Here is a 16,373-nt window from a genome sequence, read left to right as displayed (position 1 = left end):
TTTACGACTGGCCCACCCCGGCGCACGCCCGGCGCACCGCGTGCTCCACCCCCGTCGCCCGTCGGCCGGCTCCGACCGGGCCCGGATGCCGCGACCGGTCGCCGCACGCTAGCCTCACAACCCGGCATCGGCCGACGGCGTCACCCAGCAGCAGAAGTGCGGAGGCACAGGTGGAACCCTCGAAGCGGAATTACGACATCGTGTTGTTCGGCGCGACGGGTTTCGTCGGGGCGCTGACCGCCCAATACCTCGCCCTGCACGCGCCCGACGACTGCCGGTGGGCCGTCGCCGGCCGCAACCGCACCAAGCTGGAGCGGCTGCGCGAGCGCCTGACGGAACTCAACCCGGCCTGCGCCACGCTGCCCCTGATCACGGCCGACTCCACCGACCCCGTCTCACTGCGCTCGCTCGCCGAGTCCAGCCGGGTGATCGCCACCACCGTCGGTCCCTACGTCTGGTACGGCGAGGGCCTGGTGGAGGCGTGCGCCGAGGCCGGTACCGACTATCTCGACCTGACCGGCGAGCCGGAGTTCGTCGACACGATGTACGTCCGTCACGACGCGCGGGCCCGTGAGCGGGGCGCCCGTCTGGTGCACGCCTGCGGCTTCGACTCGGTGCCGCACGACCTCGGCGCCCTGTTCACGGTGCGCCAACTCCCGACCGGTGTACCGCTGCGGGTGGACGGTTTCGTGCGGACCAACGCGATGTTCTCCGGAGGTACGCTCGCCTCCGCGCTGACCGCGCTGGGCCGTGGCACGCAGACCGCGCGGGCCGCGCGGGAGCGCCGCCTGCACGAGCCGCGCCTGGTGGGGCGGCAGGCGCGCGCCCAGCTCGGCGCGCCGCACTTCAGCAAGGAGGCCGGCGCCTGGGCGTTGCCGATGCCCACCATCGACCCTCAGGTCATCACCCGTTCCGCGGCGGCCGACGAGCGGTACGGGCCCGACTTCCGCTACCGGCACTTCGCCGCCGTCAAGCACCTGCCGTTCGCCATCGGCGGGGTGGCGGCAGTGGGCGCCGTCGCCGCTGCCAGCCAACTCCCGCCCGCCCGGGCCTGGTTGATGAACCGTTACGAAGGTGGGCAGGGACCGGACGAGGCGCGCCGGGCGCGCAGCTGGTTCACGGTCCGCTTCGTCGGCGAGGGCGGCGGCCGCCGTGTCTTCACGGAGGTCCGCGGCGGCGACCCGGGCTATGACGAGACCGCGAAGATCCTCGCCGAGGCGGCACTCTGCCTCGCGTTCGACGAACTCCCAGAGCGTGCGGGCCAGTTGACGCCCGCGACCGCGATGGGGACCACCCTCATCGAGCGCCTGCGGGCCGCCGGGATGCGCTTCCGGGTCGCGCACACACGCTGACACGGCCGGAAGACCGCGTGCGTGAGACCTCGTGCGGGTCGGATGCCTCGTACGGCCGGATGCCTCGTACGGCCGGAGCCCGGCAGAGCCCGGCAACACGCGCCGCACCCGCCGGTCACCGGACGCCCAACCAGGGCTGCGTCAAAGCTTGTTGGGCTTCCTTGAGAGCCCGGCGGCACAGCGAGTCGGCGCGCCGGGTGGACTCGGGGAGGCGGTAGCGGCGGGCCAGTTCGAGGGTGTGGGCGCACGCGCCGTCCAGGCTGATCCGGTGACCGACCGACACGAAGACGGGTTTGGTGGCGTCCTGGGTACGCAGGGCGCGGCCTACCTCGGCGCCGTCGTCGGCCAGCAGCGGTGAGCTCTCGCCGCGGCGCGGCCCCGGCGGCTCGTAGGTGAACGTGAACGGGTTCTTGGCCACCCCGATGACGGGCAGCCCGGTGAGGACGCCCAGGTGGCTCGCGAGGCCGAAGCGGCGCGGATGTGCGAGCCCGTACCCGTCGCACACGACCGTCCCCGGACCCGAGCGGAGCCGATCGAGCGCGGCGAGCACGGTGGGGATCTCCCGGAAGGCGAGCAGGCCGGGAACATAGGGGAAGGCCACACGGCCCACCGCGGTCGCCTCCTCGACGACCTCGTGGGTCGCGGCGTCCAGCACCACGGCGGCCGCCACGACCAGGTCGCGCTCGTCGTCGTAGGCCACGTCGACGCCGGTGACGAGCCCGGTGCCCGGCGGAGGCCCCGGCTCGTCCCGTACGACGCGACCGCGCAGCTCGTCCTGCACGGCGAGCGCGGCCGCCTCATCGCCCGGCCAGCCCTGCGGAATCCCCGTGATGATCTCCATGGCGCCCACCTTAGGTGCTGCGCCGGGACGCCCCTTTTTCGGCCGTCCGCAGGCCGTGGGCGGCGAGCGAAGGGCGTGTGGCGGACGGGGACGCGCAGGTGTGACGGACCCGGGCGCGCAGGTGCGGTTGACGCAGGCGCGTAAGCACGACGGACCCGGGCGCCACGCAGGTGCGGCCAACGAAGCGCCCGGCGACGAACGCGGGCCTACGGCCCGGGCTTTGTTCCGGACCGCCCCCGAGCCGCCCCTCGGGCTGCGCGTAATCTGGCGATCATGTTCATACTCGAGCTGACCTACACCGCCCCTCTGGACCGCGTCGACGCGCTGCTCGACGCCCATGTCACCTGGCTCAACGGCCATTACGAGGCCGGCGTCTTCATCGCGTCGGGCCGAAAGGAGCCGCGCGACGGCGGGATCATCCTGGCTGTGGGCGACGACCGCGCCGCCATGGAACGGCTCGTCGCCGACGACCCCTTCCTCGTCAACGGCGTATGCGCTTACACGATCACCGAGTTCATCGCGACCAAGGTCGCCCCCGAACTCGCCTCGTACCAGCAGACGTTGCCCGTCTAGTCGCGTACGCCCGCATATGGCCCGTATGCACCGGGCCAATCCGCGAGCGCCCGTCCAGTGCGTTGGCGCCCGCCCGGCGCGTGAGCGCTCCTCTAGTCCGTGAGCCGCGCCACCCGGCCCTGCTCGCCGGCGGCCCAGCAGCCGCCGTCGTGGGCGCAGTCGGCCGTGTCGTACGAACCGGTGTCCACCGTGGTCCAGGTGCGGCCGCCGTCGCGGGTCACGTCGGTGCCGGTCGGTCCGACGGCGAGCGCGGACGCCCGGGTGTGCGGGAGCCAGGCGACGCCCGAGCGGTAGCCGGCCACGGGCGTTGCCGCCGGGTCCCAGTGCCGGCCGCCGTCCCCGGTGACCGCCGCGGCCCTCGGTGACGGCTGTCCCGCCCGGTAGTCGCCACCGACCGCGATACCGTGCGTACGATCGCGGAAGGCGAGCCCGAACACCCCACGGGCCGGGTCGCCCGCGTCGATGCCCGCCTCCGCCGCGGTCCAGGTCAGACCCCGGTCGCCGGAGTGCAGCACGCGTCCGGTGGCGCCGCCTCCCGTGGCCAGCCACACGTCCCTCGGTCCGGAGGCCACCAGACACTGGCCACTCGCGGCGAAGCCCGCCTCGCCGGGCTCGGCGGCCGGCATCCCGCGGCTTGGCAGGACCTTCCAGGATCGGCCGCCGTCCGCGGTGGACAGGATGCGGTACTTGCCGTCGACGGGGTCGCTCATCGCCAGGCCGTGCCGGGGGTCGAAGAACGTCAGGCAGTCGTAGAACGCCTTCGGGTCGGTGTTGCGAAACGATTCGCTCCAGGTGACTCCGCCGTCCTCGGTGCGATAGACCCGGGACGCCTCGCCCTCGCCGATGGCCAGCACCACGGCGCGCCGGGCGTCGAACGCCTCGACGTCGCGGAATTCGAGACCGGCCGCGCCGGGCGGGGAGACGTTCTTCCAGGTGCGGCCGCCGTCCAGGGTCCGCAGGACCGTGCCCTTGGTCCCGGCCACCCAGGCGGTGGACCGGCTGACGGCGGCGAGCCCCCGGAAGCGGGCGTCACTCGCGGTGTCCTTCATCTGCCAGCCGGGCGTGCGGTGTTCGTGCGCCTGGGCCGGCACCGCCAGCGCGGCCGCGAGCGCCAGCGCGCCCGCCCCCGCCGACAGCATGCGTCGCGTCTTCCCCATGGACCTCATGGCGTCGGAAGCTAGCCCAGCCCCACTCGCCCGTCCAGAGTGCGTACGCCGCAGGCCCCCGGCGACCGAGCGGCGGGGCGTAAGGCAATCGCGCACCACTCACTGAAGTCCACTGTGCAAGGAGGGACAACGAGGGACAACGAGGGGAAACGAGGGGCCAGCCGTTGAGCCATACGAGACGCGAGTGATCCAGTGTGGCTGGAGTGATAGGGGGAACCAGCGCCATGACGACCAATGTGCCTCGCGCGCCGCGCGTTGACGGTCGGCAGTGACGCAGGTCACGTGAACCTCCGGTGCACGCAACACTGCGTTTCGACGTCTCTCCGGGCGGCAGGAGAGAACCCCCGAGGCTGAGGGAGCAGGGCTTTGTCCACCGTCATCGAGCAGCCCGTCCAGGTACGCCTGATCGCGTCCGCGCCCCGCATGGAGACCGTGCCCGCGACACTGCGCTACGACCCCGATGATCCCTTCGCCGTGCGGATGGCCTTCCCGGCGCCTGCCACCCTGGAAGGCACCGACGTCTCCTGGGAGTTCGCCCGCGAACTGCTCGAAGCGGGCGTCGACACCCCCTCGGGGGTCGGCGACGTACGGGTGCGCCCCTACGGTTACGACCGCACCGTCCTGGAGTTCCACGCCCGTGAGGGCGTCGCCATGGTGCACATCCGCACTTCCGAGGTCCGCCGCTTCCTCCAGCGCGCCCAGCTCCTGGTGCCGGCCGGCCGTGAGCACCAGTACCTCGATCTGGACAAGGACTTGGCCGTCCTGCTGCGCGACGCCTGCTGAACAGATCCGCCGGGGCCGGCGCCCCCTCCCGCTCCGTCTCCGATCCTGCCCGGCCGGGCGGTGCCCCGGATCTCCCGGCCTTCCCGGCTCCCCCGGCTCCCTGCCTGCCGCCCGGCCCGCCGCCCGGCCCGCCGCCCGGCCTGCCGACGCCGGCCGTTAAATGGTTTGCCCGTGCGCCGGGCGGCGGCGTACGTTCGTGACTGGCCCTGTTGTCGTCGAATGGAGCAGGACGTTGCTCGTCTGAGGCCCTGAGACACCGCCACGCGCACTCCCTTCCGTGCGGCGCGTCCGGTGTGACCTCTGCCTCCGAGCCATGTCCCCCAGACGACCAGGGCCTTCTTCGTGCCCTGAGCGGTGTCTCAGAACCCCCGTTGCCCGCATTCCTCTTCCCCGCAACCGGGAGACCCGCATGTCATCTTCCCCCCTCCAGATCAGCTCCCCCGCGCTGTCCTTCGCGTGGCCAGACGGCACGCCCGTCTTCGAGGACCTCCAGCTCGCCGTCGGTCCCGGCCGCACCGGCCTCGTCGGCCTCAACGGGTCAGGAAAGTCAACCCTGTTGAAGCTCGTCGCGGGCTCCCTGACCCCGAGCTCGGGGTCGATCAGGACGGCGGGCGAGGTCGGATACCTGCCGCAGAACCTGGTCCTGGACACCACCTCACGGGTGGACGAGGCCCTGGGCATCGACGCGGTACGCGCCGCGCTGCACGCCATCGAGGGCGGCGACGCGGACGAGCGGCACTTCGAGACGGTGGGCGACGCCTGGGACGTCGAGGAGCGCGCCCGGGCCGCACTCGACCAGCTCGGTCTCGGCGCCATCGGCCTGGACCGCACGATCGGCGAACTCTCGGGCGGCGAGTCGGTGCTGCTGCGCCTGGCCGCACTGCTGCTGAAGCGCCCCGATGTCCTGCTGCTCGACGAGCCGACGAACAATCTGGACCTGCCCGCCCGGCGACGCCTGTACGACGCCGTCGACTCCTGGAACGGGGTGCTCCTCGTGGTCAGCCACGACCGGGAGCTCCTGGACCGGGTGGACCGCATCGCCGACCTGCGCGAGGGGCAACTCGCATGGTACGGCGGCAACTTCACGGCGTACGAGGAGGCACTGCGGGCCGAACAGGAGGCGGCCGAACGGATGGTGCGAGTGGCTGAGGCCGATGTCCAGCGCCAAAAGCGTGAACTGACCGAAGCACAGGTCAAACTGGCGCGGCGTCAGCGCTATGGCCAGCAGAGCTACGACAACAAGGTGGTGCCGCGGATCGTCGCCAACAACCGCCGGCGCGAGGCGCAGGTGTCGGCGGGCAAACACCGCGTCCTGCAGACCGAACGCCTCGACCAGGCGCGCGAACGCCTCGGCCATGCGGCGGAGGCCGTACGTGACGACGAGGAGATCCGGATCGAGTTGCCGCTCACCACGGTGCACCCGGGCCGCAGGGTCCTGACCCTGAGGGACCTTCGTCTTGCCTACGGGGCGCGAGTGGAGGGCGAACTCGATGTGCGCGGCCCCGAGCGGATCGCGCTGGTCGGGCGGAACGGAGCGGGCAAGACCACGTTGCTCAGAACGCTCGCCGGACAGCTGGAGCCGGTGGCAGGCGAGGCGGAGGTCCATGTGCCGCTGCGCTTCCTGCCCCAGCGTCTGGACGTACTCGACGACGCTGCGAGCGTGGTGGAGAACGTGGCCCGCCATGCCCCCGGAGCCACCGACAACGCGATCCGGGCGCGGCTGGCCCGGTTCTTGTTCAAGGGGGCGCGGGCGGAACGGCCGGCGGGGACCCTCTCGGGCGGAGAGCGCTTTCGGGCCACGCTCGCCGCGCTACTCCTGGCGGAGCCCGCGCCCCGGCTGCTGATGCTGGACGAGCCGACCAACAACCTGGACATGGCCAGTGTGAGCGCTCTCAAGGCCGCGCTCGAAGCCTATGAGGGCGCGCTCGTCGTGGCGAGCCACGACGTGCCGTTCCTGGAGTCGATCGGCGTAACCCGCTGGCTGCTGCTCGACGGGAAACTCACCGACACGACGGCGGAAGCGGTCAGGGACGGTCTGGCGGTGCGCTGAGCCGGGCGGCGCCCGGGGCGTGCGCTGAGCCGGGCGCTGTCGGGCGGTGCGCTGAGCTGGCGGCCGCCGGGCGGTGCGCCGGGTCGGCCGCCGGGGGGTACGCCGGGTCGGCCGCCGCCCGGCGGCTGTCACGGGGCGGGGGCGGGGCCCGGCGGCTGTCACGGGGCGGGGGCGGGGCCCGGCGGCTGTCACGGGGCGGGGGCGGGGCCCGGCGGCTGTCACGGGGCGGGGGCGGGGCCCGGCGGCTGTCACGGGGCGGGGGCGGGGCCCGGCCGGGTCGCACGCGATCCGGCCGGGCCCCGCGCGCGTCTTGTTTCCGCATGGGCCCAGCACGTGTTTCGCTTCACAGGATGCCCTCGTTCGAGGAGGTGACTTGCCGCTCCTTCGACCTCGCCTGCCTGCGCCTATAACAGAACGTAACCGGACGAAGGGAAGGACGGACTTGGCTGGGGCTTACGGCCGCCTTAACCTACGGTCTCGTAACCTACGTATGCGTAGGTACGCCTGCCGTCCCCCTTTTCCGTCCCCCTGGAGCACCCCCGTGACGATCACTTCTCCCCACCTCGGCAGTTCGGACGCGTGGACTGACGCCCGGCTGCTGTTCGCGCTGGAAGAGGTAGTCGAAAAGGAGCTCAACCGGCACCTCAAGGTCGCCAAGGACTGGATGCCGCACGACTACGTGCCCTGGTCCGACGCCCGTAACTTCCCCGGCCTCTTCGAGGACGGCGAGGCCTGGGACCCGCAGCAGTCCAAGGTCACCGACATAGGAAAGATCGCCCTGGTGGTCAACCTGCTCACCGAGGACAATCTGCCGAGCTACCACCACGAGATCGCCTCGCTGTTCGGCCGCGACGGCGCGTGGGGCACGTGGGTTCACCGCTGGACCGCCGAGGAGGGCCGGCACGGCATCGTGATGCGCGACTACCTGCTCGCCTCGCGCGCGGTGGATCCGGACAAGCTGGAGCAGTTCCGGATGGCGCACATGAGCGAGGGCTTCGAGTCCGACAACCGGCACTCGATGCTGCACTCGGTCGCCTACGTCGCCTTCCAGGAGCTCGCGACGCGCGTCTCGCACCGCAACACCGGCCATCAGTCGGGCGACCCGGTCTGCGACCGGATGCTGGCGCGCATCGCGACCGACGAGAACCTGCACATGGTCTTCTACCGCAATCTGCTCGGAGCGGCCTTCGAGATCGCCCCGGATCTGACGATGCAGTCGGTGCGGGACGTCGTCGTGAACTTCCGGATGCCCGGTCACGGCATGCCCGGTTTCGAGCGGGCGGCGGCGCAGATGGCGATCGGCGAGATCTACAACATGCGCATCCACCACGACGACGTCCTTCAGCCGGTGCTGCGCCACCTCAGGGTCCTGGAGATCGACGGGCTCGGCCCCGAGGGCCTGAAGGCTCAGGAAGAGCTCGGCATGTACATGGGTGGGCTGGACTCCGAGGCGGCCAAGTTCGACGAGAAGCTGGCCGCACGCAAGGCGCGGATGGCGGCTCGTCGCTGATCTTCCGAGGGCGCTGCCGGGTACACGGCGGCGCCCTGGCGTGCTGTCCGGGCGTGCGTCGGGGCAGGCGTTCGGGCGTACGTCCGGGTGCGCCGGGCGGAGGCCTGGGCAAGCGCTGGGGCAGGCGTTCGGGCGGGCGGACGCCGGGAAGGGCCAAGGGCTAGGGCAGGTGCGGGGGCGGGCGCCGGGGCGGGCGCGGACGCAGCCCCGAGAGCGCTCTCAGCGCTGCCGGGCGCGTTGCAGGTCGAGCCGTTCCCGCTCGGAGAGGCCGCCCCACACTCCGAACCGTTCGTCGTTGGCCAGAGCGTACTCGAGGCAGGCTTTGCGCTGCTCGCAGGCACCGCAGAGCTGTTTGGCCTCGCGCGTCGAACTGCCCGGTGCCGGGAAGAAGAACTCGGGCCCGGCCTGCGCGCACAACGCGTTCTCCTGCCAGGCGAGTTCCGTGCCGGTGTCGATGGTCTTGTTCAGCATGTCTGCCACGCTCCCGGGCGCCGATCAACGTCCGGTCAACGAACGGTGAACGCCGACGTCGATCACCCCGGGGGCGCGGTCGGCGTCGCGGGCCGTATCGGTCCCGCCGCGCCCGACCCGGCACCGCTGGGGACCCGGCACCGCCGGGGCCTCCGCCGGAACGTCCGCCCGGCCCGCGCCCGACCCGCGGTCAGGACGCCGCCGAACTCGTGACGAAGGCGATGCGCGCACCGAACGGATCGGCGATCCTGCCCAGCCGCCCCACCCCCGCCACGTCCATGGGGGCCATGCGGACGGTGCCGCCGAGTTCCCGCGCCCTGGCAGCCGTCGCGTCGGCGTCGTCCACCTCGATGTACGGCATCCAGTAGGCGCCCGCCTCGGCCTCCACCGCGTCGTTGTCCAACGGAACCATGCCGCCGAACATGGAATCCGGCCCGGCGGTGGCGGGGTTGACGGTCGTATAGGTGCCGCCGGGGAAAGGCACCTCGGAGGTCTCCCAGCCGAACACCGCGTGGTAGAACTCGGTGGCCGCCTTGACGTCCGGGGTATACAGCTCGACCCAGCCCAGAGTGCCGGGGTCGCCGGCCGCCTCCATGCCGTTCATCCGCTGCGGCTGCCAGGCCGCGAAGCCGACGCCCGCCGGGTCCCGGAAGAAAGCGCTGCGGCCGAGCTCCATGACGTCGATGGGCGGCGCGGTGACGCTACCCCCGGCCTGCCCGACGGATCGGGCCGTGGCTTCGATGTCCGAGGTCTGGAAGTACACCTTCCAGGCGGGCTCGCCCTGCCCGGGGTCGGCCGCCATGCCGCCCGCGACGGTCTTGCCCCCGGCCTGGAACGTGCCGTACCCGCCGACCTCAGGCCCGCCAGGCTGAAAACTCCAGCCGAACACGCCCGTGTAGAAGGCCGCCGCTGCGTCCATGTCCGGTGTGCCGAGATCGAACCAGCTGGGAGAGCCCGTGACATAACGGGTGGTGAGCATGATGAGCTCCTTCGTGAAGCGTGAGCTCCGTCGGGGATCCCGTTGTCCTGCCATCTTGAGTCTTGTACCGGGTGCTGACAATTCGGTACGGAAGGGGCGGGGGCGGCTGGGGGCCTGAGGGGGCTGAGAGCGCTCCCACGGTGCCCCCTGGCCGAGGGCCGGCAGGCTGGCCCAACCTTTGAGAGCGCTCCCAAAGGGACCGCCGGCCCGAGCTCTCCCCGGTCTGGCGCGGCCCCGAGAACGCTCTCACCACGGCGTCACCCGGAGTGCGCCGACCGACCGACCCAGCGCGTACCGCCGCCTAATCACCACCCGAAACGTCGCCTCTGCCCGCAACCTGGGCATCGCACGCCTGCCTGAGAGCGCTCCCAGCGCCCGGGCCGTCCTGGAGACGGTAACGGCACAGGACTTGGTGGCCGCGCTCAGCGACGAACGCAAGGTGCCCATCGGCTCCTTCGTGTTCACCGATGCCTTCACCGACGCCGACACCAAGGAACGCGGGATGGGCTCGGCGGCCTTCGCGCCCGCCTCGCCAGCCCCGGCCGCCTGACTCGCCTCTGGTCCGCACGGCCGCGCTGACGTGCTGCCGGACTGACGTGCTGCCCGACTGTCGTGCCGGGGTATCGCCGTGTCCGTGTCGGCGAGCTGCCGTGCTCAGGTGTCCTTGGCGGGGCTCCTGGCGGGGTCCTTGGCGGCGCGGCTCGGCTGCACCCGTTTGGGCTCCCCCGGCATCTTGGGATAGTCCGGCGGGTACGGCATGTCGCCGAGCCGATGGTCGCGCTCGTCCCGCTCCGCGAGTTCCAGCAGCGGCTCAAGTCCGAAGGCGTGGTCGTCCATGTCCGCGTGCAGATCGCCGAGTTCGGCGTAGCGCGCGGGCATGGACCGCAGGTCGAAGTCCGTGGGGTGCACGTCGTCGAGTTCGTCCCAGCGCAGCGGCGCCGAGACCGGGGCGTGCGGCTTGGGGCGCACCGAGTAGGCGGAGGCGATGGTGCGGTCGCGCGCGGTCTGGTTGTAGTCCACGAAAATCCGCTCGCCGCGTTCCTCCTTCCACCAGGCCGTGGTGACCCGGCCCGCCATGCGGCGCTCCAGCTCACGCCCGATGGCGATGGCGCAGCGGCGCACCTCGGTGAACGTCCAGCGCGGCTCGATGGGCACGAAGACGTGGATGCCCCGCCCGCCGGACGTCTTCGGCCAGCCAGTGATGCCCAACTCCCCCAGAAAGGCCCGCAGTTCGTGAGCCACGGGGACGGCGTCATCGAAGTCGGTCCCGGGCTGGGGGTCCAGGTCGATGCGGAGTTCGTCGGGGTGGTCGGTGGCTTCGCGCCGTACCGGCCACGGGTGGAACGTCAGGCACCCGAGCTGCGCGGCCCATACAACGGCGGCCGGTTCGGTGGGGCAGATCTCGTCCGCGTGCCGTCCGCTCGGGAACTCGATCCTGGCGGTGGGAATCCATTCGGGGAGGTTCTTGGGGGCCCGCTTCTGGAAGAACGACTCGCCGTCGACCCCGTCGGGATAGCGCTCCAACGTGGTGGGCCGGTCGCGCACAGCACGGGTGATGCCGTCGGCGACGGCCAGGTAGTACCGCGCCACGTCCAGCTTGGTGTAGCCGGGCTCGGGAAAGTACACCTTGTCCGGATTCGAGAGCCGCACGGTCCGCCCGCCGACCTCCAGCTCGATCGCCTCACCCTTACCCATGCAGGCCACGGTAGGCGGAGGGCGACAATGGCGCATATCGGTAAGAATCGGCTGCATGGATCTCCCGGTGATGCCGCCCGTCAAGCCGATGCTCGCCAAGTCCGTGGCGAAGATTCCGCCCGGGATGCAGTACGAGGCGAAGTGGGACGGGTTCCGGGCGATCGTGCACCGGGACGGCGCCGACGTCGTCATCGGCAGTCGCAACGGCAAGCCTCTGACCCGCTACTTTCCCGAACTGGCGGCAGCCCTGGCGCAGCGGTTGCCCGAGCGCTGCGTGGTGGACGGTGAGATCGTCATCGCGTACCAGGGGCGCCTGGACTTCGACCGGCTCACCGAGCGCATCCACCCCGCCGCGTCCCGCGTGAGACTGCTCGCCGAGCAGACCCCGGCCAGTTTCGTCGCCTTCGACCTGCTGGCGCTCGGGGACACGGCGCTGCTCGACACACCTCTGACCGAGCGCCGGGCCCTGCTGACCGAGGCGTTGAGAGCGGTTTCAGCGCCGGTCTACCTGGCCCCGGCCACGACCGACATCGAGGTGGCGCGCCGCTGGTTCGACCAGTACGAGGGCGCGGGACTCGACGGCGTCGTCGCCAAACCGCTCGATCTGCCCTACCGGCCCGACGCCCGCCTCATGTACAAGATCAAACACGAGCGCACGGCGGATGTCGTGGTGGCCGGCTACCGCCATCACAAGAGCGGTCCGGTCGTCGGCTCGCTCCTGCTCGGCCTGCACGACGCCGAGGGCGCTCTGCAGCACGTCGGCGTGTGCGCCGCGTTCCCGATGAAGCGCCGAGCGGAACTGATCGAAGAACTCGCCCCGCTGCTCATGACCGATCCCGTGGCCGAGGGCCACCCGTGGGCCGCCTGGGCCGAGGAGGCCGCACACGAGGGCGCACGTCTGCCGGGTGCCACCAGCCGCTGGACCGGCAAGAAGGACCTGTCGTGGGTGGCGGTGCGGCCCGAGCTGGTGGTGGAGGTGGCGTACGACCACATGGAGGGAGACCGGTTCCGCCACACCGCGCAGTTCCGGCGCTGGCGTCCTGATCGCGCTCCCAGCAGCTGCACCTACGCCCAGTTGGAGGAGCCGGTCGGTTACGACCTCGCGGAGGTCCTGTCGCCGGAAGTCCTGACGCCGGGGGCCGGTTCGCCGGGGGCCGGTTCGCCGGAGGAGACGACGGACGGCGGGTGAGCCTCGGGGGCCGATCGGAGCCTTGCCGGGGCTCCGCAAGCTCCGAACGCCGTCAGGGAGCACGTCAAGGAGAACGTCAGGGAGTAGGTGACGGGCAGCCCGGGCCTGATGGTGGAACGCTCGGGTCCGGCGTCGCGGAGGCCGAGGGCGGCCCGCTGGAGCAGGCCGGCCCGCCGGGGCTCCCCGACGGCGAGGGGCCGTTGGTCGCGCTCTCAGAGGGCGAGGGCGACGGAGACTGACCGGGGCCCTCGGACGACGAAGGCGAAGCCGAGGGGGACGGCGAAGCGGAGCCGGAGGGGGACGCGGAGGGCGGATGCGGCGGAAGCGAGGAGGTGGGGCTGCCCACGGGCGGCGTCGGCACCGAGGCCGAGGGCCGCACGCCTCCCGGCTGGGGTCCGATCACGATCCCGCCACCCTGCTTACGGCCGTGGTCGGCGTCCATCTGCCCGGCGCTGCCGGCTCCCGGCGTGCTGGGAAGCGCTCCCTTCCCGTCCGGCACGGTATGGGTGCCCCGGCGGTAGAAGTCCAGCCACGACAGGACCGTACGCAGATAGTCGGCGGAGTGGTTGTAGCTCAGGACCGCGCGCTCCAGGTCGGCCGGGACGGCCAGGTTCCGGGCGTCCGCGCACAGATACACGCCGGCTGCGAGCGCCGCGTCGAAGACGTTGTTGGGGTCCTTCCTTCCGTCGCCATTGCCGTCCTGAGCCCAGGTGGCCCAAGTGGACGGGATGAACTGCATGGGCCCCACGGCACGGTCGTAGTGGTCGTCTCCGTCCAGCGTCCCGTGATCGGTGTCGGCGATGTGCGCGAAGCCCGCGCCGTTCAGCACCGGTCCGAGGATCGGCGTGAGGGTGGTGCCGTGCGCGTCGACTCGCCCCCCGCCCGCGTGCCCCGACTCGACCTTGCCCAGGGCCGCGAGCAGTTGCCAGGGAAGATGACAGCCCGGCACCGTGCGTGAGAGCGCTCTCTGCGCCTGCTGGTAGGCGGCGAGCACGGTGGCCGGGATGCCCTCCTGGTCCCACACCGGATCGGACACCGCCGCCCCAGGAGAGTCCTGCGGGGGTGGTGGGGACTGCGGGCTCTGCGAGTCCTGCGGCGGGATGAGTGGCGGGAGTTCCGTGTGGTAGGAACCGTCGGACGGCGGTTGCTCGCTCGGCGTGACCCCGGATCCGGCAGCCGCTCCCTCCTGCCGCTGGGGCACGGTACCCAGCAGGCCGGGGGCCTGCGAGGCAGTGAGCGCGGCCATCGTGACGGCCGCCACCGCCGTACCGGTAAGGCCCCGCCGAAAGCGCTTTCCGCCGGGCAGCCGGAGCGCGATGGGCCAGGCACCGACGAGCCCTTGCGGGGCCTTCATGATCCCTGCCCGAAGGTGTCGATGCCGGAGATCCTCCAGGTGGAACCGCTGGAACCACTGGAGCCGCTTCCGCGCACCACGTCGACGGCGAACATCGCGGCGGCGTAGGACGTTTCGGGCTTCTTGCCCGCCGTCCGCGTGCTGCTCTGGTCGGCGTAGACGAGAACCCGGGCGCGGGAGCCGTCGATCATCTCCACTCCGCTCTCCGTCACGGTGGTCGTCAGCACCAGTTTCTGGTCCTTGCCCTGGGACCGGACGGCGGCCAGCATGTCGTGGTGCTGCTGAACCGCCTTGCCGGTCACAAGAGTTGAGGCCGCCTTGTCGGTGGGGGCGGTGTCCGCGTAGTTGTACGAGAACAACGCGGCGACGGCTTTGGCGGTCTGGCCCTTGACATCGCTGGTACGGGCGGGATCGGTCAGGGCGGCGTTCCGGGCGGCCGGGTCGGAACGCAGCGCCTCGGCCCGGGTGAGGGCGAGGCCGCCGAACGCGCCGAACAGGACGACGAGTACGCACAGAACGACGGGTAGGGGGACGCGGGTGACCCGGCGCAGAACCGAGACGACACGTCCGACGTCCGCCCCGTCGCCGGCCTCTTCGCCAACCTTCCTGCCGGCCTCACCGCGGTCCCCACCTCCGACACCGGTCGCCCCGCCCGCGTCTTCGCCGTCCCCCCTGCCAGGCCGGCGTCGCGGGGCGGGGAAGCGGCTGCGCGCCTGAGAGCCCGGGGCACCCGAAGACGTCGGCGACGCCGAGGATGCCGCGGGCTCCGCCCCTGCCCCTGCCCCTGCCCCTGCCCCTGGGACATTGCCACGCGAATTCCCCTTGCGCACAAGGGACTTACCAGGCTTCGTAGGGGACGCTGGGGAGATGGGGGATGTAGCAGATTTCCCAGCGCCGCGCCCCGCCTCGGGCGGCGACTCGACTGCGGCGCGGGCGGCGTCCGCGTGAGCCAGGCGGCGTTGGCGGTTGACCAGGTGGCGGGTGGTCGACATGTGCGGCTCCTGTCCGGAGTACGAGAGAGGGATCAGTTGGCCGCGCTGTTGCCGACCGGGGCCTGGCCGAGTGCGCTGAGCTTCCAGCCGCCCGGCGTGCGGGTGAGTTCGCCGAGCATCCGGCTGTCCTTGGCCGCGGGCTGCTGTTTGGGCGCCTGCACCGTGATGCGCAGAGCCACCATGACCCGGGCCCGGCCGGCCCGGTCGTCGAGCTCGGTGACCGCGCCGTCGAGCACCTTGGCGGTGGTCACGGTCTGCGCCTGCTGCACCTGCTTCTCGAACTCGCCTCGCCCTGCTGCCAGTTGCTGGTGCAGGTCGCCGGTGGTGGAGTCCTGCCACATGTCGAGACCGTGGGCGAGGTCCTTGTGGTCGAGGGTAGAGAGGTTCTGCACGGCCTGCTCGCCCGCCGCGAGGACCCTGTCCCGGGAACGGGCGTAAGCGGCGGAGTCGTCGTGCGCGGCGCCGTACCAGGACCAGCCCGCCCACGCCGCGAACCCGCCCGCGAGCAACGTGAGCGCCATAGCGACGACGAGCAGGGGCTGGATCGTCATGCGTGCCATGTTCTTGGGGCTCCCTCTGTGTGGCGGCTGTGAGGTCTCGGTGGGTGGTGGCCCTGGGGACGAGGGGCGCCGGGCGGCGCCGTCTAACGTGCCTGCATGTCGGTGATCTGCCAGTGACCGCCGATGAGTTGGGCGGTAACGTGCAGTTGGGCGGCGGCAGCGGTCGCCGGCTTTCCGTCTCGTTGCGCCCTTTGGTCGAGGAAGACCAGCAGCTCTGCCTGGTCGCGGGTCAGCCGCACCACCGCGGCCCGCACCACATGAGTGGTCAGGCTGAGCTTCTGCTCCGCCACGCGCTGCCTCAACTCGCCGAAGAGCGCGGCGTATTGACTCGCGGCGCGCCCGCCGAGCAGGTCCCGCGCCGCGTCCTCGGTGACGCCGGTGTCCTGGGGCACATAGGAGAACACCTTGCCGAGCGTGTCGCTGACGTCCCCGATGACTTGCGTGGTCGCCCCGGCGTCGGTGAGCGCCCGGTTGTTCGCGGCCGGCGCGTCGGTCAACTGCCTTGCCGCGAACAGCAGTCCGCCGCCGCTCAGGAGAAGAATCAGGACGCAGGCGAGGACGAGCACCCGACGTGGACGTCCGGACGGCACGTCGTCGGCGGGGCGGGCGCCGTCGGGTTCCATCGGGTCGGTGGGGCGGGCGCCGCCGAAATCCGCCGGGTCAGCGGGTTGGGCGCCGTCGTGATCCGTCGGGCCGGCGTGCGGGGCCTGGGCCGGGGCCGCCTGGGCCTGGGCCTGCGAGCCCGGGCCCGGATGTTCGGGTCCACTCGCTCGTCCGGCGCCCTGGTCCTCGTCGGCTGCCCGGTCTCCGTCCGGGCCCGGGGTGGCCTCCACCTCTGCTGTGCTCACGCTGTCTTCT

General features: G+C 71.9%; 16 protein-coding genes. 7 read left to right on the top strand and 9 right to left on the bottom strand.

Features of this window, described 5'->3' with window-relative positions; genetic code table 11:
• Positions 1 to 170: 170 nt before the first annotated feature.
• Complete coding sequence (locus tag ABR738_RS33345; protein WP_350233653.1) at positions 171 to 1,352, top strand: saccharopine dehydrogenase family protein; 1,182 nt, start codon at positions 171 to 173, stop codon at positions 1,350 to 1,352.
• A gap of 115 nt (positions 1,353 to 1,467) precedes the next feature.
• On the opposite strand, the gene ABR738_RS33340 is transcribed toward ABR738_RS33345, so the two are convergent.
• Positions 1,468 to 2,193, bottom strand: coding sequence for an endonuclease V (locus tag ABR738_RS33340; protein WP_350233652.1), 726 nt, complete (start codon positions 2,191 to 2,193; stop codon positions 1,468 to 1,470).
• A 273-nt stretch (positions 2,194 to 2,466) separates the two neighbouring features.
• Here ABR738_RS33340 and ABR738_RS33335 point away from each other — a divergent pair, with 273 nt between their 5' ends.
• Positions 2,467 to 2,766, top strand: coding sequence for a YciI family protein (locus ABR738_RS33335; RefSeq protein WP_350233651.1), 300 nt, complete (start codon positions 2,467 to 2,469; stop codon positions 2,764 to 2,766).
• Between the two features lie 92 nt (positions 2,767 to 2,858).
• Here the strand turns inward: ABR738_RS33335 and ABR738_RS33330 are convergent, their stop codons facing one another.
• Positions 2,859 to 3,932: a WD40/YVTN/BNR-like repeat-containing protein gene (locus ABR738_RS33330; RefSeq protein ID WP_350233650.1), complete on the bottom strand. Its 1,074-nt coding sequence runs from the start codon at positions 3,930 to 3,932 to the stop codon at positions 2,859 to 2,861.
• A 366-nt stretch (positions 3,933 to 4,298) separates the two neighbouring features.
• Here ABR738_RS33330 and ssgD point away from each other — a divergent pair, with 366 nt between their 5' ends.
• The 3 genes from ssgD to ABR738_RS33315 all read left to right on the top strand — a co-directional run bounded on the left by ssgD (position 4,299) and on the right by ABR738_RS33315 (position 8,275).
• Positions 4,299 to 4,715, top strand: coding sequence for a spore wall synthesis regulator SsgD (gene ssgD, locus ABR738_RS33325; protein ID WP_350233649.1), 417 nt, complete (start codon positions 4,299 to 4,301; stop codon positions 4,713 to 4,715).
• 409 nt (positions 4,716 to 5,124) lie between these two features.
• Positions 5,125 to 6,765: an ABC-F family ATP-binding cassette domain-containing protein gene (locus ABR738_RS33320; RefSeq protein WP_350233648.1), complete on the top strand. Its 1,641-nt coding sequence runs from the start codon at positions 5,125 to 5,127 to the stop codon at positions 6,763 to 6,765.
• 541 nt (positions 6,766 to 7,306) lie between these two features.
• Positions 7,307 to 8,275: an acyl-ACP desaturase gene (locus ABR738_RS33315; protein ID WP_350233647.1), complete on the top strand. Its 969-nt coding sequence runs from the start codon at positions 7,307 to 7,309 to the stop codon at positions 8,273 to 8,275.
• Between the two features lie 219 nt (positions 8,276 to 8,494).
• Here the strand turns inward: ABR738_RS33315 and ABR738_RS33310 are convergent, their stop codons facing one another.
• On the bottom strand, positions 8,495 to 8,746 hold the full coding sequence (locus tag ABR738_RS33310) for a WhiB family transcriptional regulator (RefSeq protein ID WP_350233646.1): 252 nt from the start codon (positions 8,744 to 8,746) through the stop codon (positions 8,495 to 8,497).
• 190 nt (positions 8,747 to 8,936) lie between these two features.
• Positions 8,937 to 9,725, bottom strand: a complete 789-nt coding sequence (locus ABR738_RS33305) for a VOC family protein (RefSeq protein ID WP_350233645.1) — start codon at positions 9,723 to 9,725, stop codon at positions 8,937 to 8,939.
• A gap of 412 nt (positions 9,726 to 10,137) precedes the next feature.
• Between ABR738_RS33305 and ABR738_RS33300 the strand changes: the two genes are divergently transcribed.
• Entirely contained in the window at positions 10,138 to 10,275 is a 138-nt protein-coding gene (locus ABR738_RS33300) for a hypothetical protein (RefSeq protein ID WP_350233644.1), read from the top strand.
• A gap of 104 nt (positions 10,276 to 10,379) precedes the next feature.
• Here the strand turns inward: ABR738_RS33300 and ligD are convergent, their stop codons facing one another.
• Positions 10,380 to 11,420: a non-homologous end-joining DNA ligase gene (gene ligD, locus ABR738_RS33295; protein ID WP_350233643.1), complete on the bottom strand. Its 1,041-nt coding sequence runs from the start codon at positions 11,418 to 11,420 to the stop codon at positions 10,380 to 10,382.
• Between the two features lie 55 nt (positions 11,421 to 11,475).
• Here ligD and ABR738_RS33290 point away from each other — a divergent pair, with 55 nt between their 5' ends.
• A complete protein-coding gene (locus ABR738_RS33290) occupies positions 11,476 to 12,609 on the top strand; it encodes an ATP-dependent DNA ligase (protein WP_350233642.1) in 1,134 nt (377 codons plus the stop codon).
• A gap of 76 nt (positions 12,610 to 12,685) precedes the next feature.
• Here ABR738_RS33290 and ABR738_RS33285 read toward each other — a convergent pair whose 3' ends face one another.
• The 4 genes from ABR738_RS33285 to ABR738_RS33270 form a co-directional block, all read right to left on the bottom strand.
• Positions 12,686 to 13,963 (bottom strand): lytic transglycosylase domain-containing protein, encoded by a 1,278-nt coding sequence (locus ABR738_RS33285; RefSeq protein ID WP_502964184.1) that lies wholly within the window; start codon positions 13,961 to 13,963, stop codon positions 12,686 to 12,688.
• Positions 13,960 to 14,322 (bottom strand): hypothetical protein, encoded by a 363-nt coding sequence (locus ABR738_RS33280; protein ID WP_502964183.1) that lies wholly within the window; start codon positions 14,320 to 14,322, stop codon positions 13,960 to 13,962. Before ABR738_RS33280 ends, ABR738_RS33285 begins: the two co-directional genes overlap by 4 nt.
• A 665-nt stretch (positions 14,323 to 14,987) precedes the next feature.
• Positions 14,988 to 15,515, bottom strand: coding sequence for an Rv1363c family protein (locus tag ABR738_RS33275; protein ID WP_350233641.1), 528 nt, complete (start codon positions 15,513 to 15,515; stop codon positions 14,988 to 14,990).
• An 83-nt stretch (positions 15,516 to 15,598) separates the two neighbouring features.
• Positions 15,599 to 16,363: an ICP22 family protein gene (locus ABR738_RS33270; protein ID WP_350233640.1), complete on the bottom strand. Its 765-nt coding sequence runs from the start codon at positions 16,361 to 16,363 to the stop codon at positions 15,599 to 15,601.
• Positions 16,364 to 16,373: the final 10 nt, after the last annotated feature.

Source organism: Streptomyces sp. Edi4 (genome assembly GCF_040253615.1).
GTDB lineage: Bacteria > Actinomycetota > Actinomycetes > Streptomycetales > Streptomycetaceae > Streptomyces.
This window is presented reverse-complemented; position numbering and strand designations above follow the sequence as displayed.

Excerpts from the sequence above, each read along its gene's own strand:
- ABR738_RS33340 (WP_350233652.1), bottom strand. The coding sequence starts at position 2,193 with ATGGAGATCATCACGGGGATTCCGCAGGGCTGGCCGGGCGATGAGGCG.
- ABR738_RS33335 (WP_350233651.1), top strand. The coding sequence starts at position 2,467 with ATGTTCATACTCGAGCTGACCTACACCGCCCCTCTGGACCGCGTCGAC.
- ABR738_RS33330 (WP_350233650.1), bottom strand. The coding sequence starts at position 3,932 with ATGAGGTCCATGGGGAAGACGCGACGCATGCTGTCGGCGGGGGCGGGC.
- ABR738_RS33320 (WP_350233648.1), top strand. The coding sequence starts at position 5,125 with ATGTCATCTTCCCCCCTCCAGATCAGCTCCCCCGCGCTGTCCTTCGCG.
- ABR738_RS33310 (WP_350233646.1), bottom strand. The coding sequence starts at position 8,746 with ATGCTGAACAAGACCATCGACACCGGCACGGAACTCGCCTGGCAGGAG.
- ABR738_RS33305 (WP_350233645.1), bottom strand. The coding sequence starts at position 9,725 with ATGCTCACCACCCGTTATGTCACGGGCTCTCCCAGCTGGTTCGATCTC.
- ligD (WP_350233643.1), bottom strand. The coding sequence starts at position 11,420 with ATGGGTAAGGGTGAGGCGATCGAGCTGGAGGTCGGCGGGCGGACCGTG.
- ABR738_RS33290 (WP_350233642.1), top strand. The coding sequence starts at position 11,476 with ATGGATCTCCCGGTGATGCCGCCCGTCAAGCCGATGCTCGCCAAGTCC.
- ABR738_RS33285 (WP_502964184.1), bottom strand. The coding sequence starts at position 13,963 with ATGAAGGCCCCGCAAGGGCTCGTCGGTGCCTGGCCCATCGCGCTCCGG.
- ABR738_RS33275 (WP_350233641.1), bottom strand. The coding sequence starts at position 15,515 with ATGGCACGCATGACGATCCAGCCCCTGCTCGTCGTCGCTATGGCGCTC.